Source organism: Reichenbachiella faecimaris (assembly GCF_900176375.1).
Taxonomy (GTDB): Bacteria; Bacteroidota; Bacteroidia; order Cytophagales; family Cyclobacteriaceae; genus Reichenbachiella; species Reichenbachiella faecimaris.
The window spans coordinates 1,194,644-1,216,663 of record NZ_FWYF01000001.1 but is presented as its reverse complement, the minus strand read 5'-3'; the positions used below and the strand labels follow the sequence as shown (position 1 = coordinate 1,216,663).

Genomic DNA, 22,020 nt, shown 5'->3' with positions numbered 1-22,020 from the left:
GCTTAACAAATGACTGAGACGGCAGAGTTTGAAATTAAGAAGATTGAAAGATCTAGAATTAGTGAAGTTGACTTCAATAACATCCCATTCGGGAAAGTGTATGCAGATCACATGTTCGTGGCCGATTTTGAAAACGGGGAGTGGAAGAATATGAGAATCGAACCTTATGGAGACTTATCCATAAGCCCGGCCAATGCGACTTTACACTATGGTCAATCTGTCTTCGAAGGTTTAAAAGCATACAAAAACAAAGCAGGTGAAATCCTAATTTTCAGACCTGAAGCCAATGCCAAAAGGATGATTGTAAGTGCAGAACGTATGTGCATTCCTCCAATCTCGGAAGAGTTTTTCATGTCAGCCTTGACGGCCTTACTCAAAGTAGACAGCGCTTGGGTGCCAGGTCAGGAAAATACTTCTTTATATATCAGGCCAGTCGTATTTGCAGACGATCCGTATGTTGGTATCAGACCTTCTGAAACATATAAATTTTTGATATTTACTGCACCAGTGGGCGCTTACTACTCAGAGCCAGTTAATGTAAAGATCGAAACTAAGTACACCCGAGCTGTAGCTGGTGGTGTGGGATATGCTAAAACTGCTGGTAATTATGCTGCCTCTTTGTATCCTGCTTTGCAAGCGCAGAAAGAAGGGTATCACCAACTGATCTGGACGGATGGACAAACGCACGAGTTTGTAGAAGAAGCAGGTACAATGAACTTACTGTTCTTAATTAATGACACCTTGGTTACTGCACCTACTGGAGATTCCATTCTCAATGGAATCACTAGAGACAGTGTGCTGACTTTAGCTAAAGACTGGGGAATGAAAGTAGAAGAAAAAAGACTGAGTGTCAAAGAACTGGAAGCAGCTTTGAAGGCGGGTGAAGTAAAAGAAGCTTTTGGAGCAGGTACTGCTGCTACCATTGCTAAAATTCATAAAATTGGATACAACGGTGTGGACTATGTGTTGCCAGAAGAGAAGCCATTGTCTGATAAGCTGTTTGACACTTTGGATAAAATCAAACTAGGAGAAATCGAAGATACTCACGGATGGGTTTATAAGGTTTAACTTATAAATCTATAAACCACGAAATAGTGAAGTCCCGATTGATCGGGACTTTTTTTATGCCTAAATTTCTACTTTATCCAAATAAAAAAAAGAACCCGCCATGATCCGTTCAGTAGTCATATTTTGCCTGTCTATTTTTCTTTCTGATTCATTTGCTCAACAAGCAACTTCTGCCATTGACAGAATGAATAATAAAGAACTGAAGGAGGAGATGCTCAAAAGCTCAATGGTGAAAGATATTCCATTTAGAAACATAGGACCCACAATCATGAGCGGCCGTGTGACCGATTTGGCAGTGGATCCAGAAAATCCAATGCACTTCTATGTGGCGTACGCTTCTGGAGGACTTTGGGAAACCAAAAATGCGGGAGTTTCCTACGAACCCTTATTTGATGACCAGATGGCCATGTCAATTGGAGACATAGCTGTCAATTGGAATACAAAAACTATCTATGTCGGCACTGGAGAGAATAATTCAAGTCGTTCGAGTTACTCAGGAGTTGGAATTTTCAAATCTACCAACAATGGCAAAACCTGGACTTATATGGGATTGGCTGATACCCAGCACATTGGAAGGATTGTACTACACCCCACGAACGATCAAATTCTGTGGGTGGCCGCAGTGGGTCATTTGTATTCTGATAATGACGAAAGGGGTGTTTATAAATCCAATAATGGGGGACGTACTTGGGCTAAGACTTTGTTTGTGGACAATAAAACTGGTGCCATAGATTTGGTGGTGAATCCATCTAACCCCAATGTGCTTTACGCTGCTATGTGGCAGCGTGATCGAAAGGCATGGAACTTTGAGGGCTCAGGAATGGGTAGTGGCATTTATAAGTCAGCTGATGGTGGCCAGCATTGGGAAGAGGTTTCTGGCGGTAATTCTGGATTTCCGGACACCCAAGGCACTGGGCGAATAGGACTCGCGATTTATCCTAAGAATCCTGAAATCATCTATGCTATATTGGATAATCAAGACAGAAGGCCTGAAAAACCCAACACACCACTTTCAGACGGCCTGACCAAAGTACAAATCAAATCCATGGACAAAGCGACTTTCTTGGCTGTAGATGACTCGTTATTGAGTGATTATTTGAAAGACAATGGATTCCCAAAAAAATATGATGTTGCAAGTGTCAAGCAAATCGTGAAGTCTGGTGATGCTCGACCAGCAGATGTGGCCACCTATTTTGACGATGCAAATGCGCAATTGTTCAATACACCAGTGATTGGAGCTGAATTGTACCGTTCGGATGATTCAGGTGCGTCTTGGTACAAAACACACACTGATTTCATTGACAACATGTTTTACTCTTATGGTTATTATTTTGGTGAGGTAAGAGTGTCAGTGGCTAATCCAGCACATGTTTACGTTTTGGGAGTACCCATCATCAAAACTGAAGACGGAGGAAAAACCTGGAAAAATATAGAAGGCGACAATCAGCATGGTGATCATCAAGCGCTCTGGGTCGATCCATCCGGTTCTGGCCATTTGATTAGTGGAAATGACGGGGGAGTAAATATCTCCTATGACGATGGTAAGACTTGGATGAAAAGTAATCCCAATGCAGTAGGTCAGTTTTATGATATCAATTTCGATATGGCCGAGCCTTATAATGTCTATGGAGGCTTACAAGATAATGGTGTTTGGTGGGGACCAAGTACATACGAGTTTTCAACGGGCTGGCAGATGTCTGGGGAGTATCCTTGGCAAATGCTCATGTGGGGTGATGGTATGCAAACTGAGGTGGATACCAGAGACAACAATACTATTTATACAGGTTTTCAATTTGGACACTACTATCGAATAGATAAAACCACGGGTGATGAAAAGAAAATCACACCCATGCATGATTTGGGCGAAAAACCTTTTCGCTGGAACTGGGAAGCACCTATTCACCTATCCAGACACAACCAGGATGTGGTCTATATGGGTTCCAGTAGACTTCATAAGTCAACCAATAAAGGTGATGATTTTGGTAAACCAACTAAAGACTTGACCAAAGGAGGAAAGGATGGCAATGTGAGCTATGGCACACTGACAACCATTGCAGAATCGCCAATCAGAGAAGGGCTAATTTATGTGGGTTCAGATGATGGAGTTGTACAAGTTTCTCAGGATGGCGGAGATACCTGGACAGTCATTGACCCAAATCTTACCAAAGACTATTGGGTGAGCAGTATTGCACCATCCAAATACAAGGAAGGTAGAGTGTACCTGACGCTCAATGGCTATCGAAATGATGATTTCAATGCGCTGGTTTATGTATCCGAAAACTACGGAAAACTTTGGCGAGCCGTAGGAACCAACCTGCCTAAAGAAGCCGTGAATGTGATTGCAGAAGACCCTGTGAAAGAAGAGGTGCTTTATCTTGGGACAGACCATGGGGCTTATGCGTCTATTGATCGTGGCAATACTTTTATGTCTTTGAGTGGGGGCTTGCCTAATGTAGCCGTGCATGATTTGGCCGTTCATCCTAGGGCAAATGAGTTGATTGTAGGAACGCACGGACGCTCAGTCTATATCGCAAATATCACGGCTATCCAGAATTTAAACGAACTAGGGAAAAAAGAATCTCTGAAAATACTGTCCCTTGCCGAAATGAAAATTAATGATCACTGGGGAGACTATAATTACGATAATCAGTGGTATGGATATAATGAGCCAGCTTGCGAACTGGTGATCTACAGTGAGTCTGAGGGTAAAGCCCAACTCAAAGTAATGGCTGGTGATCGTACCATGTACGTGACGAACGTAGATTTGTCTTCAGGTCTCAATTTTTACACTTATGATCTATCCAGATCAGGTGATGCTGCAGAAGATGGCACCCCAAAAGCTAAAAATGGCAAGGTTTATCTGGAAGCAGGGGAGTATATCATTCAGTTCAACATGGACGGAAAGATTGCGAATGAGAAGTTGGTAGTGAAGGAGTAATGATAGCTTAAGCCCGTCATTGTGAGGAGGTCATTTGCACTATAGTGTAAATGATTGACGTGACAATCCCCATCGGTTCCGCAAGGGACTATTCACTCCGTTAGAAGTGACGTATAACAAAATTTAAACTACTCCCTCAGAGTTACTCGCGAGAGAACTCTGAGGGATTCGTACAAGAAGTTAACTTTGAAGGCTTGTTGGTGAACAACACCAACAAGGGCATCAAAATTTACCAATGTATTGATTTGTCTCAAACTTAAAATTTAACTTTTCTAATCCCTTTAATGCGGCTATAGTTTCCCTTTTCAATTTTTTTGGTATATATACATTTTCGTACAATGGAACTAAAAAAGAAATAGCAACTAAGGCCAAGCTACAGTACACAATTGGAGGGGAAGGATACCCGTTGTGTTCCATATATTATGATTATTGGAACAGTTGTAAGATAAAATAAGAATTTCTGAAGGAATTTTCTATCAATCATTGCATTGATGTCTCCAGAAAATTAATAATGCCCGCTCAACTCAAACTCTTCTTTTTCAGAATCTAGGAGCTTACCATCTTCGCACTTTAGTGTGCGGTGTGGGTAGTCATTGATGAAGTTATGGTTGTGTGTGGCCATGAGGACAGCTGTACCATTGCGATTGATTTCTAAGAATAAGTTGAATATACCATCAGACACTTCTGGATCAAGGTTTCCTGTTGGCTCATCAGCTATCAGGATGGCTGGCTCATTGATCAAGGCTCTGGCGATCACTACACGTTGTTGCTCACCCCCAGAAAGCTGGTGGGGTTGTTTGTCGGCAGCAGCACCCAGACCTACACGCATCAGCACTTCGGCCAATCTGGTTTTGATTTTTGATTTGTCCTTCCAGCCAGTAGCCTTCATCACGAAAACCAGGTTTTCAGTAACCGTGCGGTCTGGGAAGAGCTGAAAGTCTTGAAAGATGATACCAATTTTTCTGCGCAAATAGGGTACATCCTTAGACTTGATCTTGTTGATGTTGAAGCCTGTGACGTTGGCAGTACCTTCTCTTAGATCAAGATCAGCATATAAGGTTTTCAGTAATGAAGACTTGCCACTGCCCGTACGGCCTACCAAAAAGACGAACTCGCCTTTTTCGATTCGAAAGCTAATCGAATTGAGCACGGCCTGATTTTCCTGATAGATGGTCGCATCGTTTACTTCTACCACAGGGTTCGCGCTAAATTCCATTGTACTTATAGGTTTAAGGGTTGAATTTTACCGAAAGGAAGTTGCTCAATAATTGCCTTGAGTTCATCCTCCTTGCCCTCCAGACCATATTTGTCCAGTTTTTTCAAAGGGCGATCTGCCCGAAAATAGGCAATTAAAACGAAATCATCATCCCGCAGCTGGATATAGTCCGGTATTTTGGCCTTTCCTTTTACCTTTATGATATGCATAAGATGTGAGCTACGAGATGATGAAAGCTAAAAAATTAGTTTCCTTTCTGATGATCAGCTAAAAACTGAGCCAATCCGCTGTCAGTCAGTGGGTGCTTGAGCAAACCAGTGATTACTTTCAACGGGCAAGTGGCCACGTCAGCGCCAATTTCTGCACAGTGAATCAGGTGCATGTTGTGTCTCACAGATGCGGCCAAAACCTCAGTGTCTAATTCTGGATAGTTGCTGTAGATATGAACGATCTGCTCGATCAATTGCAAGCCATCTACGGAAATGTCGTCCAATCTTCCAATGAATGGAGAAACATACGATGCACCAGCCTTAGCGGCCAATAAAGCTTGCCCAGCATTGAAAATCAGCGTGCAGTTGGTTCGGATACCTTCGCTACTCAAAGTTTTGATTACTTTGATGCCGTCCTTGATCATAGGTACCTTCACTACTATTTTCTCATCGATTTTGGCCAATACGTGTGCCTCTTCCATCATGGTTTTATAGTCTGTGGCGATCACTTCGGCACTTACATTGTTGTCCACGATGTCGCAGATTTTTTTGTAATGTGCTAGGATGTTTGCCTGACCAGTGATGCCTTCTTTGGCCATCAATGAGGGATTGGTAGTCACGCCGTCCAATACGCCTAAGTCATAGGCTTCCTGAATTTCGTCCAAGTTGGCCGTGTCAATGAAAAATTTCATATTTTCTTTTTTTTAGTGTGAATGAAATTGCTAGTGATACAAAATTATAAAGAAAAGAATCAAGGAATTAACGATTCATTGATTTAATGAAACAATGGGGCAATGCGATAATGAAACAGTGAATCAATAAAGCTGGAACGCTAATTGAATGATTAAGAAATTCAATGATTGAAAAAAAGGAGGGGAAATAAAAATGGCAAACCAACATCGCACCGCTACGACTATCTACCCTTGCTGCCTTCCGGCCCTGGGGGAGTTCGACAGGAGCTGGTCGTATCGATTTGCCACTGCAAAATTAGAACGATTTTTTTCCTAAAGCCAGACACCCTTCAATTATTTTTTAAAGAATTGGAAACCTATCATTTTGCCGTCTGTCTTTTGCTTAAAATACGTTTGAAACTTTAATCAAATAATGAAAACGACTCAACTCTTACTCGGACTACTGCTGCTTTCTATTTCGACCTTTGGTCAGACCATTATCCCTCAAAAAGCTGACACTATTGATCAGAAACCCAAGTTGCAATACTTTGGAGATGAAGGGATTGAGAAGGATTCTGTAGATATAAAAGAAGAATCAGAATTGGTGCGGTCAGTCAAACCGGATACTGTGACGACTCAGCCAGTGATCATTAAATATTATCAAGCTACTGAGCCTTATCAACCTGTAGAAGAGGAAAAGCCGAAACGAAACAAGCATCAAATCAAGACTTTGACTGGCAAGATGAACCACAGTGGAGGCTATGGAGCCATTAGTTTTAAAACCTCAGAATTTAAGGATGAAACATTGGTCATGGGTGGTGTTCGTGGAGCGTGGATAGTCAACAGAACATTGGCAATTGGAATAGACGCCTATGGTATCATTCCTACTACTAAGTATCAGGATATTGATCCAAATGATATGACGAAAAAACTTCGCTTGTTAGGAGGGTATGGGGGTTTGATGTTGGAACCAATATTATTCTCCAATGAAGTCGTTCATCTTACTTTTCCCGTTTCGGCAGGGGCAGGTTGGTTGGGTTATGAAGATCCCGATCATGAGGATTTTTTGAACGACAGTGATGGGATAATAGACGAGGATGTCTTTTGGTACGTAGAGCCAGGAGCTAATTTAGAAATCAATATTGCTCACAATTTCAGACTAGATCTCGGGGTGTCCAAACGGTTTACACAAGACTTGCAGTTGGTAAACACTGCCACAGATGAATTTGATGAGATCAGCTACTATCTCACTTTGAAGATAGGTGGTTTTTAATGAGACCCAGTTTCAATGTTTAAAACGGACAAGGTCTCGTCCACATGGCGTCGTCCGTTGAACTGCGCATGAATAGTATGGATGAGCTTGCCACCCTTGCCAAAAATAAAAGTAACACGATTCTGAAGTAGACCAAACAATTTTCGTCCAACGCCAAATTTCTGTTCTGCTTCGCCTTTGACATCGCTTAGTAGACGATACTCTAGATGAAAACGGGTAGCAAATTTTTTGTGAGAAGAAACGCTGTCTTTACTAATGCCAAAAACTTTCACGCCAGCGTTTTTTAGGTCGTTGTAGTGTGCTTCAAATTCGCAAGCTTCAATATTGCAGACTGGAGTATTGTCTTTGGGGTAAAAGAATACTACTACAGGTTGATTAGCAAAATCTCTGAGCTTAATCCAAGCTCCATCCTGATCTGCTAAAGTAATGTCTGGTAATTCATCTCCGATACTTAATTCCATCTTTAACCGTTTTTTGAAACCAAAAGCTAAATAATTTTTTCATAAAAGTCTATTTCCAAAGTGGGCTAGGGTACTTGCCGCCAGCCACATATTTCTGTATGGCCTCTGCGGCATACTGTGCATCCTCTTTGTAAGTCACTCCAAACCACTTAGCTCCTGAGTGCAATACAGCCACTTGAATCATTCCTTTTTTGATCATTTGATCAATGACTGTAGGAATTTGATATTCGTCTTTGGTAAGGTCTGGGGTGGTTTCAAGAAAACCTTTGAACTGAGATTTTAGTTCATCAAATAGGTTGTTTTGAAAACCCCAAAAATTCATAGAAGCAAGCCCTTCTGTAATCTCAATATTATTTTCTGCTAGAATTTTGCTATCCTTTGCATGAATGCCATGCGTTTCTTTGATAGAACTAAGAAATCCGTTTTCATCACTGATGGATATACCTCTTGAGACGGTGCCATTGGCTGATAGCGTATTCTCCAAATCGTAACCCACCATGCTGTAGTTGTTGGGAGACGAATTCTTTTGCAGATAATTAGCCATGGTGATGAAGGCATCTTTCCCATAATAGTCATCCGCATTGATCATGGCAAAGCTTCCCTTTATTTCGTCACAAGCACTCATGATGGCATGTGCAGTCCCCCACGGCTTCAATCGCTTGGATTGAATGTCTGGATGAATAAATTCAGTGTACAAATCCTGATAGCTATAGGATATTTTGTCCTTGGCCGTGGTCATTTTATTGACCAGGTCAAAAGTATCCTGCTCAACCTCTTTATTGATTACAAGTACAATATTTCCGAAGCCGTTGTTTAAGGCATCATGAATACTGTACTCCATGATTGTTTCTCCATGTGGTCCCATGGGTGCGACTTGTTTGGCTCCGCCAAATCTGCTGCCTCTGCCAGCAGCAAGTATGAGTAAAGTGGGTTTCATTAACAAATTAGTGTATTGGATTAGCTAATAGCTCGCAAGATAATATTACTCTGGAAATAAAGAACGATCTATGTTAGGAATCACATTTAGCGCATTTTTATAATATAATTTTTTGAGTACTTCATCATCTAAACCTAATCCGTACATCTTCCAGTAGGCATGGTATTTTTTATAATAGGGAAAGTACTCGTCATCTGTTTCTAGTACTCGGAAATAGGTATAATACTGCTCCTTGTTGTAAGAGTCCTTCCCGAACATGACTCTATCCTGATATTTAGTGAGAAAGGCTTTAGCTGCACGAGGCTGTCGGCCTAGTTCGGCAATCACTGCCCCTATTTCTGAATACATATTTGGATACCTATCCATTAGCTTGCTAAGAGTCGCTAAATCATTGGCATACCAGCCCAGATGCGCATTGATGAATTTGGTGTTTGGATGCTTTTCGAAAATATGGTGTTGTTCTGCAATGATTTGTTCCCATGGGGCAGGATCATTTGCTCCTCGCTTTCTGTTAGGTCTGACTTTTAGTTCCAACCAGCGTTCGTTGTTTTCGTCGTGCTCGTCCCAAAAAGGCTTTGGGTCTGCAGAGTGAATAAGTACGGGTATACCTAGTTCCCCACATTTGGCCCAAACAGGATCGAGCCTTTGGTCATCTACAGGGATTCGTTGGCCGCTTTGGTCAGCATGTCGCAGCCCAAGGCTTTTATATATTTTGAGTCCATTGGCTCCAGCTTTTACATCAGCTTCGAGTTGCGAGGCTGTATACTCTGGCCAATTTGGATCGTCTATATTTTCGAGCGAAATATTAGTGAAGATGATGAATCGCCTAGGTGCATTTTCTTTTACATTATTTATGACACCATTGAAGTGCTCATCACTCCCTCGACCTCTGCCACTCAGATTAACCATCACAGCCATGTTCAAGTCATCCATATCTTTTAGTAGAGGGTTCAAGTCTTGGGTGTTCATGCTGAACTGATGATTGTGAACATCAATAAAGGGGTATTTGGCACTCGTAACTATATGTTCGGGAACCACAAGAGTAGATGGTGGGTCGTACGTCTCAAAATCCATGGTTTGAGCCTGTATAGAGATAGAAGTGAATAATAGAAGCAAGAGGAGATAGTAGTTTATCTGCATAAGTAGCAATATTTAAAGTTCAATGACTTTGTAAACCAAAAATCGGGCGGAGAGTTGCGCAATATTAGAGTTAAATTTCGTTATTTTGTAAATTTACAAAGTGTCTATGCGATTTCTAATTCTATTCTGTTTCGGAATATTTCTATTACTCAGTTCTAATGATGCCCTAGCTCAGTCGTCTCGTGAGTCTGAGGTTAAACCTGTGGCTCCAAGTGCTTCACAAACATTTTCAAACAGCAAGAAAAGGTCAAAAAAGGCTTTCAATAAAAACTATGATCAAGGGATCAAGGATTATGAAAAGCTGATGAAGGCCAACAAAAAGAAGTATCGGAAAATGGCTAAGGGAATGGAGAAGCCTCAGTACTCAGATCCTACTTACTTTGGTCATAAAAAGAAGCCAAAAAAGCGTCCTAAAGGGAAACGGAAATTTTGCGACGAGTGTGGAATCGTCCACTAGCTTGGCTATCTTTCTTTTGTGATAGCTAAACCCAATTCATACATAGAACATACGAATCTTAGATCTGATTTAATTGATCGAGATATTGATCAATTGATTGGAGAAGCAAAAAATCACCTGTTTCTAGGTGTTTGTGTACCCCCATTTTGGGTAAAAAAAGCAAGTCGTGAGCTGAAAGGTTCAACTATTCAGTTGGCGACAGTAATAGGATTCCCATTAGGATATCAGCGTACAGAGTCCAAAATACATGAAATGGAATTCGCCATCTCTGATGGCGCGGATGAGTTGGATTTAGTAATGAATATTTCTGCATTCAAATCCGGTATGAGCTGGCCGAAAATAGAAATGGCCAAGGCAGCAAAGCTGGCTCATGAGCATGGTAAATTGCTCAAGGTGATTGTGGAAACAGCACTTTTATCTGAGGACGAATTGGTACAAGTTTCAAAAATAGTTTCTGACGCTGGAGTAGATTTCATTAAAACCTCCACAGGGTTTTCTTCTCGTGGAGCAAGTATTCGCGATGTGAAAATAATGAAGGCTAATATTTCCGCTAATGTAGGAATTAAGGCTTCAGGTGGCATCAGAACCTTAGCACAGCTTCAGACATTTCTGGAGGCAGGTGTAGAAAGAATAGGCACCTCTTCTGGTGTAAGTATCATGAATGAGTATAAAAATGGATGATCACATTGGAAGATCGATACTAGTTTCTGGAAAGGTTCAGGGCGTTTTCTTTCGAGCATCTACTCAGAAAGAAGCTCAAATGTTGGGTCTGAGTGGTTGGGTAAAAAATTTACCCACAGGCGAAGTCCTGATTGAGGTATTTGGGCCATATCAAGTAGTGGAGACCCTCATGAGATGGTGTAAAGTAGGGCCACCCATGGCAGAGGTGGCTCATGTGAAAATTCACGAAATTCCCTTCAGAGAGGAGAAGCTTTTCCTGATTTCTTATTGAAGAATTTAAGAAGCTTTCTTTAGCATTTTTTCCTTCAAAACTACTCGCTTCACACCATTCCTTTTTAGGATCTTGATCTCAAAATAATCATTGATCAAACCCTTCAATGCATTTCTTACAAAGGTGAGATTTTTCTTTTGCTCATTGAATACAGTGAGTTGCAGAATGCCTTTAATAATACTTGGGTTCTCAGTGAGGTCCCTTGCCCATCTGTCAAAAGTTTGACCCCATTCTTCCTTGTATTTTTCTTCATGCGACTTGCCATCCCAAATGATTTCTAATTGGTTGTCACCATATTTGTACCTGTAAGCCACGCATAGGTTTTCATAAATGCCTTCGAGTTCTTCAATATTGCCAAATTGGTAATCCAAGATTTGCTGAAAAGTGTCATCTACCAGTCCCAAGGGGTTGAAATGGATGCTATACTTTTCAATGGTAATCTCTACTAATCGATGAGCGAGATCGGAGAATATTTGATCTTGTGCGGTTTTGAGCAGAACGTTTTTGTCCTTTTCAAAACTTTGAAGAAATGCTGTTTGATTGATGACTTGACTCAATTTGATTTATTAACAAGTTATTCACAAAAGTAGATAGGAATATGGATAATAGAAAGGTAATGATATGATAATAAAATATGATTTAGTCTCGTCGTAAGGATTTACTAAACTTGCGGGTAAAAAGAAGGAAGGTCTCAGGAATATCCTAAATTATTTGGTGTTTGAGGCGCATTGCTTAATTAAATAAACTATTTTTATTAGAGTATCTCTAAACTTAAGAAACCCATTATTAACTAATTAAATCTCATTATGAAGCAGAAAAATTTACTTTCTCGCGTATTACTGACAATAGGCTTTTTGCTGACGAGTCAGTTTCTATTGGCACAAGGTGTCACCACATCCGGAATGAATGGACGGGTGATAGACGATCAGGGAGCCGAATTACCTGGAGCTACAGTAATAGCTATACATGCATCGACAGGTTCTAAATATGGAAGTGTAACAGATGCAAGCGGATTCTATAGAATTCCAAACATGAAGGCTGGTGGTCCTTATAATATAACCGTATCGTTTGTAGGATTTGAAAACTATATCAAGGAGGGGGTTTATCTCACCCTTGGTCAAACTCATAAACTTGACGCAGCGCTTTCTTCTGGAGCCACAGAGCTTTTGGAAGTAGTAGTGACAGCTGGAGAGGGAGAGATCTTTGATGGTAATAGAAATGGTGCTTCAACTACTGTTTCAGAGCAGCAGTTGAATATGATGCCAAATGCATCAAGATCCCTAAATGATTTCACAAGACTAACTCCTCAAGCCGCATTTACTTCAACAGGAGGACTTTCAATCGCAGGCTCTAACAACAGATATAATTCTATCTTCATTGATGGAGCGATTAGTAATGACGCATTTGGTCTAGCTGGAAACGGTCAAAACGGCGGCCAAATTGGCGGCCTGTCCATGATCAGTATGGATGCATTGGAGCAAGTACAAGTGGCTGTTTCTCCTTATGACGTAACACAAAGTGGATTCACTGGTGGTAGCATTTCTGCCGTCACTAGGAGTGGCACCAATTCCTTTGAAGGCTCGGTATACTATTTGATCAGAAACGAAAAACTGGCTGGAAAGACGCCTGGTTTTCTGGAAGTAGATGGAGAAGATAGAGAGAAACTTCCCGAATTTTCTGCTAAGACTTATGGATTAAGACTAGGTGGCCCAATAATAAAAGATAAGCTATTCTTTTTTGTAAATGGAGAGATTCAAAAAGATGAAACACCTAGCCCTTTTAATTTTGGAACATACACAGGTAGTGTATCACGAGCTGACATCGTAGATTTGGTCGATTACACAAAAGCTACATATGGCTATGATCCAGGTAGTTTCGAAGATGTGGTTCAAAAATTAGAAGCGGAAAAAATTCTCGTCAAGCTTGATTACAACATCAGCGATGCTCATAAATTGACATTAAGGCACAGCTACAACAAAGGCGAAAACTTTTCACCTAGCAATTCTACTTCGAGTCGAGTAAGATTTGCCAATGGAGGCGTATTCTTTCCTTCCACTACCAACTCAACTGCCCTAGAACTCAATAGTAGCTGGGGAGATAAATCGAATAAATTGGTCATTGGAAGAACTACTGTAGAGGATAATAGAGATCCCTTAGGTGCTAGATTCCCTTATGTTGATATAACTGAAGGTGATATTGAATTTGGAAGTGAAGAATTCTCAACTGGTAACTTTTTGGAGCAAACCATTTGGACAATAACAGATAATTTTAACCTTTATAAAGGGAAGCACACATTTACATTTGGTACTCACAATGAGTTCTATGATATGAACAATGTTTTTGTGAGACAAAACTTTGGTTCTTATGACTTCAATACTATTCAGGATTATTATGATGGTAATCCTTCCGCCTATTTCAGAAGCTACTCATTGGTGGATAATGTAACAGGTGATGGTACTGCAGCTGCGGCAGCCTTTAAAGCTATGCAGCTTGGGTTTTATGCCCAAGATGAAATTCAGGTCAACAATCAATTGAGAGTGACTGGAGGGATCAGATTAGATATCCCGATGTTCCTAGATGACCCAATAGATGACGGCTATTTTAATACCACTGCAGCGCCATTAATAGAAGCAGCTGGATATGATTTAAAAGGAGCTAAGGCTGGCCAAGCTCCAGATCCACAGTTGTTGATTTCTCCAAGAATTGGATTAAACTACGACGTAAATGGTGATCAGTCTACTCAGCTTCGTGCGGGATTAGGTGTATTTACAAGTAGAATACCATTTGTGTGGCCAGGAGCAATGTTCAACAATAATGGTGCTACAGTTGGTGGTACTGCCCAATTCAGTGGATTGACCTTCAACGGAAATCCTGATACTCAGCCGACAGAAGGAGATTTTGGAGGAAATGATGCCATTCCACAAGGTCAAATGGATTTGTTTGCTTCAGACTTTAAGTTTCCCCAAGTCTTCAGAGCAAGTGTGGGTATTGATCAAAAATTACCATGGTGGGGGCTGATCGGATCAGCTGAAGTGATTTATACAAAAACCATCAATAATGTATTTTATGAAAACGTGAACTTGGCACCTTCTACAGAAAATTTTGGTGGAGCTGATAACCGCGCACTTTTTACCAATGGGTCGATAGATGGTTCGTATAGTGATGTCTACTTAGGTTCCAATACATCTGAAGGGTCTACCACTAATATTACCTTGTCTCTTCAGAAGCCGTTTGATAATGGTTTAACTGCTAACGTAGCTTATAACTACGGGACGGCAAAAGCAATATTTGAAGGAACATCTTCTCAGAATTCTTCTCAATGGAGAGGAGTTTATGCGATCAATGGTAGAAACAATGCGCAGAATGGAAGATCTGATTTTGATGCAGGTAGCAGAATACTTGCCTCTGTTTCTTACAGAAAGGAATATGCTGGATTCTTGGCTTCAACCATATCTGTATTCTATAATGGACAGTCAGGAAGCCCATTCTCATACACCTATAATTCAGGTAGATTTACGGGAGAAAATTCTAGAGAGCGTGCATTGATTTTTGTTCCAGCTAACCAGTCACAAATAGTGTTTGATGAATCTGATCGATCAGCAGCAGAACAATGGGCTGATCTTGACGCTTACATTAGCAATGATGATTATCTAAAAAACAGAAGAGGTAGGTATGCTGAAAAGAATGAAGCGAGAACTCCATTTTCTAACATCATTGATGTAAAGTTCATGCAAGAATTCTATTTAGAAATGGCTAATGGTAAGAAAAACACCATTCAGGTATCATTTGATATTTTCAACTTTACTAACTTCTTGAATAAAGATTGGGGTAAAAGATGGCAAGTACCTAATGGAGATGGGACGTCAATTCAGCTCTTAAATTATGAGACTAATATTACATCACCAGGTGGTGAGACTATTCCTACATTCAGTTTCAATGAAGGAATAGAAAACAAAGAAGATCTATTGACAAAAGATGATTCAGGCCTTATTAGCTCTAGATGGCAAATGCAACTGGGTGTACGATACATCTTCGGAAACTAAGAATTAAAAATCAAAAAAATGAAACCTTCCTGAGTAGTCAGGAAGGTTTTTTTGTGCCCGTTCGTATAAGTTTCATTTTATTAATTAAGGATTTCGAGCTAATATAGCTTTTTTCTTAAAAGCTCATCAAACAGTCAACCCTATGAAACTACGTCTACAAACCTTGCTTATTGCTACCCTTATTTTCTGGGCTGGCTGCCGACCACAGACTCAAACCACCCAGGCATTTGAACTGGAGGAAAAAACCGTAGTCGAGCTGCAACAAATGATGGAAAAAGGAAATTATTCCTCAGTGGCCATTTGTCAACTATACATAGATCGTATCAAAGCCATTGATCAGGTAGAGAATGGCTTGCATGCCGTCATTGAATTGAATCCAGATGCTTTGTCTATTGCGGCAGCGTTGGATCAGGAACGAGCGGCTGGAAAAGTGCGAGGACCATTGCATGGTATTCCGATTATGATCAAAGACAACATCAATACTGGTGACCAGATGGAAACTACAGCAGGATCTCTGTCTTTGCTGGGTAGTGATGTGGAGAAGGATGCATTTATCGTAGCCAAATTAAGAGAGGCAGGAGCAGTCCTTTTAGGAAAGACTAATTTGAGTGAATGGGCCAACTTCCGATCAGAAAGATCGTCCAGTGGTTGGAGTGGAAGAGGTAGGCAAACGCGTAACCCTTATGTCTTGGATAGAAGCCCTTGTGGTTCCAGTTCTGGCTCTGGAGTAGCAGTTTCAGCTAATCTTTGTACAATCACCATTGGCACAGAGACCAATGGTTCTATTGTCTGCCCGTCTTCACTGAATGGTGTGGTTGGCATAAAACCAACGGTTGGACTTTGGAGTCGATCTGGGATCATTCCCATATCCAAAACTCAAGATACTGCTGGCCCCATGGGGCGAACAGTGGCTGATGCTGCTGTTTTATTGGGTGCCTTGGTTGGTATGGATGCCGAAGACGAAATGACTCAGGATAGTTTAGCTGTGGTTTATCAGGACTATACTCAGTTCTTGGACTTGGATGGACTGAAAGGAAAACGGATCGGGATTTTTAGAGGCCCAATGGGGATGCACGAAGGGGTGGATGCTATCATGGAGCAGTCCTTTCTGGCTATGAAAAAAGCAGGTGCCATTCTAGTTGAATCCATTGAGTTAGGTGAGATGCATTATTTAGGAAATGCAGAATATGAATTGCTCCTTTATGAATTCAAAGATGGTTTAAATGCCTATCTGTCTGGTCTTAGATCTGACTTTCCATATAAGAATATTGAAGATTTGATTCAATATAACAAAGAAAATAGCTCAGAAGAAATGCCTTATTTTCAGCAAGAGATATTTGAACTGGCATATTCAAAAGGAAATTTGACCGACGAGGCCTATCAAGAAGCTTATGCGCTCTGTCAAAAAATCTCCAGGACAGATGGAATTGATTTGGCAGTGAACAGGCATAACCTGGATGCCATAGTAGCTCCTACAGGAGATCCTGCCTGGAAGATAGATCGAATCAATGGGGATAATTATAGAATTTCGAGTTCTTCCATGCCTGCCATGTCAGGATATCCGAACATCACAGTTCCTGCCGGAAATGTGCAAGGCTTACCCATTGGCATCTCCTTTTTCTCTACTGCCTATAAAGAAGCTGAATTGATTGCGATTGCATATAGTTTTGAGCAAAAGACAAAGGCACGTATTGTGCCGAAATTGCTACCTACTTTGGTCTTGCCTTAATTGCTGTCCTTATCTAAAAAGTCTTTGGTGAAATGAGCTCTTTTTTTGTCTTTGGAGAACATTTCCTTGTTGTATGAAGAGGATTGTCCTTTAGGGATAGAAAGAGACTCCCAGTGGTTATTTCGAATCATTTTGCCAATAAAAACAATCTGACCTACATGATAAGAGTAATGTGACAACTGCCGATTGATAGCTTCTACTACTGTATGACCCTGATTTCGGATAAATACTATCTTCTCAAGGTCACCTGCTTTCAGTTGATCTATGCTATTTATTAGGCAGTCCCAACCTTTGTCCCAGAGGGCTTTGATTTGTTCAAAGTTCAATTCTTCCCCTTCAAATTCCTCGTCCCTGTTTCGCCATTCCTTTTCACCATCTGAGGTCAAAAAATCCGTCCACCTCGAAAGCATATTAGAAGACAGGTGTTTCACAATTTGTGTAATGCCATTGCTTTCATCATTGTATGTCCAGTTTAGTTTTTCACTTGGAACTTGGGCTATGGTTTTCCAGCCCAAATCCCGATTATACAAGAATTGTTTTTTAATACTGAGTAGATAGTTGTCTTTCATGGTTTGTGATATTTACACTAGTATCTGATAACTCATGTCAATTGAAAAGGTTTATAGGAAAAAGCATTAAAAGGAATTTCCTTTAAAATTAGGTGAAAACACTCATTGTGAAGGGGTTTGATAATGGGTAAATTTGGCCTCGATTTATGTGATGGTAGTATTATTTAGGTTGGTATTTTTTGATGTGTGCAATAGACCACCTATTTTTAGTAGTGCAACGAATACGACAGCGATGAGCTATGCGGACATTAAACAATACAAACTCGAAACCAAAGTAAACCAAAAATGGGTAATGACATGATTGAAAAATTTACAGAGCAGGAAATGGCCGTGGCTGTCGAAATGATTAATAGAGGATTGGATCGAGCGGCTGTATCACTAAAGATGATTCTCAATAGTGCCATAGAAGTAACCAATGTAGACTTTGATATTGCTGTTTTGAATGATGAGCCACAGTACTCTAGCAAAACCGATGATAAGATTCATATTCTAAGAACTGAATTGGCTGGTGAACTCAGAGGAATATGCCACTTGATTTTCACGAGTGACGAAGTAGAGAAAATTTATACCAAGTGTCTGCCAGAAAGTGTGATCAATAGTGACAATGATGACGCGCAAGTGATGAGGCTGGAGTTACTTAAGGAAATAGACAATATTATGGCTGCTTCTGTGATTACAGAATTTGCCAATAGTTTAGATGTGGGAATTTATGGAAATGTTCCATCTTTGCACATCATGGAAGCAAACGAAGTTAATAAATACATTCATGCAGAGTCAGTGACTTTGAGTCCACTGATTCAGTTTAGCTCAGTGTTTCACACAGATGATATTGATATCAAATCTGACTTCATTTGGTTATTAGAAGAGGAATTTATCCAGAAAATAAAGAACTTAGCATTAAGTAAATAATAAAAAAATACCAGAATAATGGGCAAAAAAGTATTAGTCGTTGATGATTCAGCATATATGCGTACCTTGATCAAGGACACGCTCACTGAGGCAGGTTACGAAATTATAGGAGAAGCACCAAATGGAGAGACAGCCATAGACCTAGCGTTAGAGCTGAATCCTGATTTGATTACGCTGGATAATATATTGCCAGATATGATTGGAACTGACATTTTGAAAGTATTCAAAAGTCAGAACTTGTCAGCTAAGGTGGTAATGGTAAGTGCTGTAGGTCAGCAATCTGTAATCAATGAAGGCATTGAACTAGGTGCAGCAGATTATATTGTAAAACCATTTACTGGAGATGATCTAATTGATGTGGTCAATCGAGTGATAGGTTAGTTCATAAAACGAAAGATTTTCTAAAAACCATCCCGCCTTTGCAGGATGGTTTTTTTTATGTCTTTATAAGAAAAGGTATGCGTGCATAAGAATTTCTCTTAATTTTCATTTTCGGTTTTTTTACGCTTGAATGATACTGGTATTTCACCTTTCATTGCAGTTTATTAGGTAGCAGCGAGGAGTATGGAGAAAGAAATATTGATAGGGAGCAATAGTGACCTTATTGTAGAAAAAATTGGGAGAGAGCTCAAAAGTGTTCACAAGCATTTGCAAATCAGCATTGTAAAGGATTTGACAAAAGTGAAGACGTTAGTAGATGGGCAAATAGTCATCATCGATTTATCTGTGTATACAGCAGGGATTATTGACCGAATAGAGCAGTTCAAACATAGATTCCCAAAAATTGAACTCATAGCCGTCACCTATACAGACGATGATCTCATTGACCAAATGTTGATTCTTAGGGGAATTGATCAGGTCACAAGTCGGGAAGAATTGCCCATGATAGTTTCGAAGTATGTATGTCCACAGCTACATACACCAAACTGTAGTTTGGCTACAGAGTCCAGAGGTATTGGGCAAATTTCTTAAGATCATCCACATTTTTGAACTTGAGTTTTTCTTGTTTCACGTAAGATTTGAGCAGGTCTGCGCGATCACCAAATTGTGATAGCGCCTTGGATTTAAAGTTTTCTAGCACGTAGAGCTTTTGGTTTTCACTAATCAGAAAATCTTCCCTTTGGATCATGACAGGCTCATCTTTGGGGGCACCAAATATTTCTGTGGAGGGCATTACTTCATTTTTTGATTGGTTTTTTTCCTCTATGCTTTGATAACTCACTAAGTAATTGTCACCAGTATTAGCCAATACAGTATAAAAACCCTGTCGACCATAGGAACGTCCAAGTTGACCTACGTTGATCAATTGATCCAGTTCAGGATTTAGAAATTGAACGCTTTTTACAATGTTTGGTGCGCCTATAGTCACCTTGTTGTTTTTCTGGACTAAGAGGACTTTTTCTTTGTAATCGTATTTGACGCTCACTTTTTCAATGATGGCATTATTACTCAAGATGAGATTGGCATTCGCGAAATGGGCAGGAATGCACTGATCTCCTCTTTGGTTTGCCTCTTCTATAGATAGCTCGTTTTGATCTGTTTGATTGCCAACACCATAACTCAGTACTTTCATCCAATCCTGGGATGATTCTTCTTCCTGAGAAAACGCGGGAAAAATGAAAAGTGAAACAAGAAAGAAACAGCAAAATACTTTCATAATTCTTCTGTTGAAATGTTCTTTGGATAATTTACTTAAAAACAAGTCAATAGAAGAATTACATTATAGCTTCTTATTTATTCTGTTTGGCCCAGTTGTCTCTCAGAGAGACAGTTCTATTGATTCTGGGTTTATCAGGTGCTGACTCTTTGTCAATAATGAAATACCCCAGTCGCTCAAACTGAAATTGCGTATTTGGCTTCATGCTACCAACTGATGGCTCCACTTTAGCATTTGCCTTGATGGTCAGAGAGTTAGGGTTTAGGTGATTTTTGAAATCATCATCAATATCATTTAAGTTCTCTGTGGCAAATAGTCTATCGTATAACCTGACCTCTGCTTCTACAGCATGCTCGGAAGAAACCCAACCTAAAGTGCCTTTCACCTTCTTTCCAGTGGTGTCGTGACCACTTTTAGTTTCAGGATCGTATTCGGCATAAACTTCTTCTATTGCTCCAGCCTCATTTTTCTTGAAGCCCGTACATTTCACGATATAGGCATACTTTAATCGTACTTCTTTTTCAGGCCCTAATCTGAAGAACTTCTTGGGTGGCTCTTCCATGAAGTCATCTCGCTCAATGTACAGTTCTCTGCCAAAAGGTATTTCTCTTTTACCAGCGGATTCATCTTCAGGGTTATTCACTGCAGGCAGCATTTCGCTTTGCCCTTCAGGGTAATTGGTAATGATCAATTTGATAGGGTCGAGTACACCTAGCACACGACTGGCCTTTTTGTTCAAATCTTCGCGTACACTGTGCTCCAGTAGGGCTACATCACTGACGCCATCCCTTTTGGCCACGCCTATCTTAGTAGCAAAATTTCGAATGGAAGCAGCTGTATAGCCTCTTCTCCTGATAGCTGCCAAAGTTGGCATCCTTGGGTCATCCCAGCCTTCTACATGTCCGTCTTCTACCAGTTCTTTGAGCTTTCTTTTACTGACTACAGTATAACTCAAATTCAGTCTGGCAAACTCAGTTTGCTTAGACGGATAAAGGTCTAATTCGCTAATAAACCAATCATAAAGTGGTCTGTGGGAAGCAAACTCAAGTGTACATAAAGAATGCGTAATTTTTTCAAAAGCATCAGATTGGCCATGTGCAAAATCATAGGTAGGATAGATGCACCACTTATCACCAGTTCTGTGATGAACGGCTTTTTTTACACGATAGATTACAGGGTCTCTCATTTGCATGATAGGAGAGGCCATATCAATCTTGGCGCGAAGTACACGTTTGCCCTCTTCTACTTCACCATTTTTCATGGCCTCAAAAAGGGACAGGTTTTCTTCTGCAGATCGATCTCTATATTCACTCAGTTTTCCTGGAGAAGTAGGAGTGCCTCGTTCTTTGCTAATTTGCTCTGCAGAATTTTCGTCTATGTAGGCTTTTCCGGCTTTGATCAATTGAACGGCATATTCATACAGTTGATCAAAGTAATCAGAAGCATAAAACTCATTGTCCCAGTCAAAACCCAGCCATTTGATGTCTTCTTTGATTGAGTTGATATATTCGATATCCTCTTTTTCAGGATTTGTGTCATCAAACCTCAAGTTGCATTTGCCATTATATTTCTGAGCGAGTCCAAAATTCAGGCAAATGGATTTGGCGTGGCCAATATGCAAGTATCCATTGGGATGAGGAGGGAAGCGGGTAAGCACCTTACCATCATGCTTGCCTTCAGCCAGATCCTGTTCAATCATTTGTTCAATGAAATTCAACACTGGACGTTCCTTTATTTCTTTCTCGCTACTCATACGTTTAAAATTTTGAATGCAATTTTAGTGAATTATTA

The 22,020-nt window shown here is 40.4% G+C and carries 21 protein-coding genes and 1 other RNA gene; 11 read left to right on the top strand and 11 right to left on the bottom strand.

Annotated elements, in window-relative coordinates:
• The first annotated feature begins 9 nt into the window (after positions 1 to 9).
• Together B9A58_RS05120 and B9A58_RS05115 are read left to right on the top strand one after the other, a co-directional pair.
• On the top strand, positions 10 to 1,068 hold the full coding sequence (locus tag B9A58_RS05120) for a branched-chain amino acid aminotransferase (protein WP_084371336.1): 1,059 nt from the start codon (positions 10 to 12) through the stop codon (positions 1,066 to 1,068).
• A 100-nt stretch (positions 1,069 to 1,168) separates the two neighbouring features.
• The gene (locus B9A58_RS05115) at positions 1,169 to 4,006 is read left to right on the top strand and encodes a WD40/YVTN/BNR-like repeat-containing protein (RefSeq protein WP_084371335.1); all 2,838 of its coding nucleotides are present in this window, start codon (positions 1,169 to 1,171) and stop codon (positions 4,004 to 4,006) included.
• Positions 4,007 to 4,511: 505 nt separating this feature from the next.
• On the opposite strand, the gene B9A58_RS05105 is transcribed toward B9A58_RS05115, so the two are convergent.
• From B9A58_RS05105 to ffs, 4 genes are all read right to left on the bottom strand, one after another.
• Entirely contained in the window at positions 4,512 to 5,222 is a 711-nt protein-coding gene (locus B9A58_RS05105) for a cell division ATP-binding protein FtsE (protein ID WP_084371333.1), read from the bottom strand.
• Positions 5,223 to 5,227: 5 nt separating this feature from the next.
• Complete coding sequence (locus B9A58_RS05100) at positions 5,228 to 5,431, bottom strand: fructose-6-phosphate aldolase (protein ID WP_084371332.1); 204 nt, start codon at positions 5,429 to 5,431, stop codon at positions 5,228 to 5,230.
• Between the two features lie 35 nt (positions 5,432 to 5,466).
• Entirely contained in the window at positions 5,467 to 6,123 is a 657-nt protein-coding gene (fsa, locus tag B9A58_RS05095) for a fructose-6-phosphate aldolase (protein ID WP_084371331.1), read from the bottom strand.
• A gap of 190 nt (positions 6,124 to 6,313) precedes the next feature.
• An RNA gene (gene ffs, locus B9A58_RS05090) (signal recognition particle sRNA small type) lies at positions 6,314 to 6,411 on the bottom strand.
• Positions 6,412 to 6,535: 124 nt separating this feature from the next.
• Between ffs and B9A58_RS05085 the strand changes: the two genes are divergently transcribed.
• On the top strand, positions 6,536 to 7,375 hold the full coding sequence (locus tag B9A58_RS05085) for a hypothetical protein (RefSeq protein ID WP_084371330.1): 840 nt from the start codon (positions 6,536 to 6,538) through the stop codon (positions 7,373 to 7,375).
• On the opposite strand, the gene B9A58_RS05080 is transcribed toward B9A58_RS05085, so the two are convergent.
• The 3 genes from B9A58_RS05080 to B9A58_RS05070 are packed head-to-tail and all read right to left on the bottom strand — an operon-like array spanning position 7,372 to position 9,913.
• Positions 7,372 to 7,836: a peroxiredoxin gene (locus tag B9A58_RS05080; RefSeq protein WP_084371329.1), complete on the bottom strand. Its 465-nt coding sequence runs from the start codon at positions 7,834 to 7,836 to the stop codon at positions 7,372 to 7,374. The genes B9A58_RS05085 and B9A58_RS05080 overlap by 4 nt on opposite strands.
• Before the next feature lie 49 nt (positions 7,837 to 7,885).
• Positions 7,886 to 8,773 carry a nucleotidyltransferase family protein gene (locus tag B9A58_RS05075; RefSeq protein ID WP_084371328.1) on the bottom strand — a complete coding sequence of 296 codons (888 nt, stop codon included), beginning with the start codon at positions 8,771 to 8,773 and terminating at the stop codon, positions 7,886 to 7,888.
• Positions 8,774 to 8,818: 45 nt separating this feature from the next.
• Positions 8,819 to 9,913, bottom strand: coding sequence for an amidohydrolase family protein (locus B9A58_RS05070; RefSeq protein ID WP_084371327.1), 1,095 nt, complete (start codon positions 9,911 to 9,913; stop codon positions 8,819 to 8,821).
• Positions 9,914 to 10,019: 106 nt separating this feature from the next.
• On the opposite strand from B9A58_RS05070, the gene B9A58_RS05065 reads away from it, so the two are divergent.
• Genes B9A58_RS05065 through B9A58_RS05055 form a run of 3 tightly spaced genes read left to right on the top strand, consistent with a single transcriptional unit; the run spans position 10,020 to position 11,322 of the window.
• On the top strand, positions 10,020 to 10,370 hold the full coding sequence (locus tag B9A58_RS05065) for a hypothetical protein (RefSeq protein ID WP_084371326.1): 351 nt from the start codon (positions 10,020 to 10,022) through the stop codon (positions 10,368 to 10,370).
• Positions 10,371 to 10,388: 18 nt separating this feature from the next.
• The gene (gene deoC, locus B9A58_RS05060; RefSeq protein WP_317042055.1) at positions 10,389 to 11,051 is read left to right on the top strand and encodes a deoxyribose-phosphate aldolase; all 663 of its coding nucleotides are present in this window, start codon (positions 10,389 to 10,391) and stop codon (positions 11,049 to 11,051) included.
• Complete coding sequence (locus B9A58_RS05055) at positions 11,044 to 11,322, top strand: acylphosphatase (protein ID WP_139793749.1); 279 nt, start codon at positions 11,044 to 11,046, stop codon at positions 11,320 to 11,322. The genes deoC and B9A58_RS05055 overlap by 8 nt, the downstream gene beginning before the upstream one ends.
• Before the next feature lie 5 nt (positions 11,323 to 11,327).
• Here the strand turns inward: B9A58_RS05055 and B9A58_RS05050 are convergent, their stop codons facing one another.
• On the bottom strand, positions 11,328 to 11,879 hold the full coding sequence (locus B9A58_RS05050) for a hypothetical protein (protein ID WP_084371324.1): 552 nt from the start codon (positions 11,877 to 11,879) through the stop codon (positions 11,328 to 11,330).
• 249 nt (positions 11,880 to 12,128) lie between these two features.
• On the opposite strand from B9A58_RS05050, the gene B9A58_RS05045 reads away from it, so the two are divergent.
• Positions 12,129 to 15,365 carry a TonB-dependent receptor gene (locus B9A58_RS05045; RefSeq protein WP_084371323.1) on the top strand — a complete coding sequence of 1,079 codons (3,237 nt, stop codon included), beginning with the start codon at positions 12,129 to 12,131 and terminating at the stop codon, positions 15,363 to 15,365.
• 142 nt (positions 15,366 to 15,507) lie between these two features.
• The gene (locus tag B9A58_RS05040; protein ID WP_084371322.1) at positions 15,508 to 17,094 is read left to right on the top strand and encodes an amidase; all 1,587 of its coding nucleotides are present in this window, start codon (positions 15,508 to 15,510) and stop codon (positions 17,092 to 17,094) included.
• Here the strand turns inward: B9A58_RS05040 and B9A58_RS05035 are convergent.
• Positions 17,091 to 17,663, bottom strand: coding sequence for a DUF1572 family protein (locus tag B9A58_RS05035; protein ID WP_084371321.1), 573 nt, complete (start codon positions 17,661 to 17,663; stop codon positions 17,091 to 17,093). The genes B9A58_RS05040 and B9A58_RS05035 overlap by 4 nt on opposite strands.
• Before the next feature lie 297 nt (positions 17,664 to 17,960).
• Here B9A58_RS05035 and B9A58_RS05030 point away from each other — a divergent pair, with 297 nt between their 5' ends.
• From B9A58_RS05030 to B9A58_RS05020, 3 genes are all read left to right on the top strand, one after another.
• A complete protein-coding gene (locus B9A58_RS05030) occupies positions 17,961 to 18,572 on the top strand; it encodes a chemotaxis protein CheC (protein ID WP_139793748.1) in 612 nt (203 codons plus the stop codon).
• 18 nt (positions 18,573 to 18,590) lie between these two features.
• Positions 18,591 to 18,953, top strand: a complete 363-nt coding sequence (locus B9A58_RS05025) for a response regulator (RefSeq protein WP_084371319.1) — start codon at positions 18,591 to 18,593, stop codon at positions 18,951 to 18,953.
• Between the two features lie 183 nt (positions 18,954 to 19,136).
• Complete coding sequence (locus B9A58_RS05020; protein WP_084371318.1) at positions 19,137 to 19,544, top strand: hypothetical protein; 408 nt, start codon at positions 19,137 to 19,139, stop codon at positions 19,542 to 19,544.
• Here the strand turns inward: B9A58_RS05020 and B9A58_RS05015 are convergent.
• Positions 19,510 to 20,145: a hypothetical protein gene (locus B9A58_RS05015; RefSeq protein ID WP_139793747.1), complete on the bottom strand. Its 636-nt coding sequence runs from the start codon at positions 20,143 to 20,145 to the stop codon at positions 19,510 to 19,512. The genes B9A58_RS05020 and B9A58_RS05015 overlap by 35 nt on opposite strands.
• A gap of 157 nt (positions 20,146 to 20,302) precedes the next feature.
• On the bottom strand, positions 20,303 to 21,982 hold the full coding sequence (locus B9A58_RS05010; RefSeq protein ID WP_084371316.1) for a glutamine--tRNA ligase/YqeY domain fusion protein: 1,680 nt from the start codon (positions 21,980 to 21,982) through the stop codon (positions 20,303 to 20,305).
• Between the last annotated feature and the right edge of the window lie 38 nt (positions 21,983 to 22,020).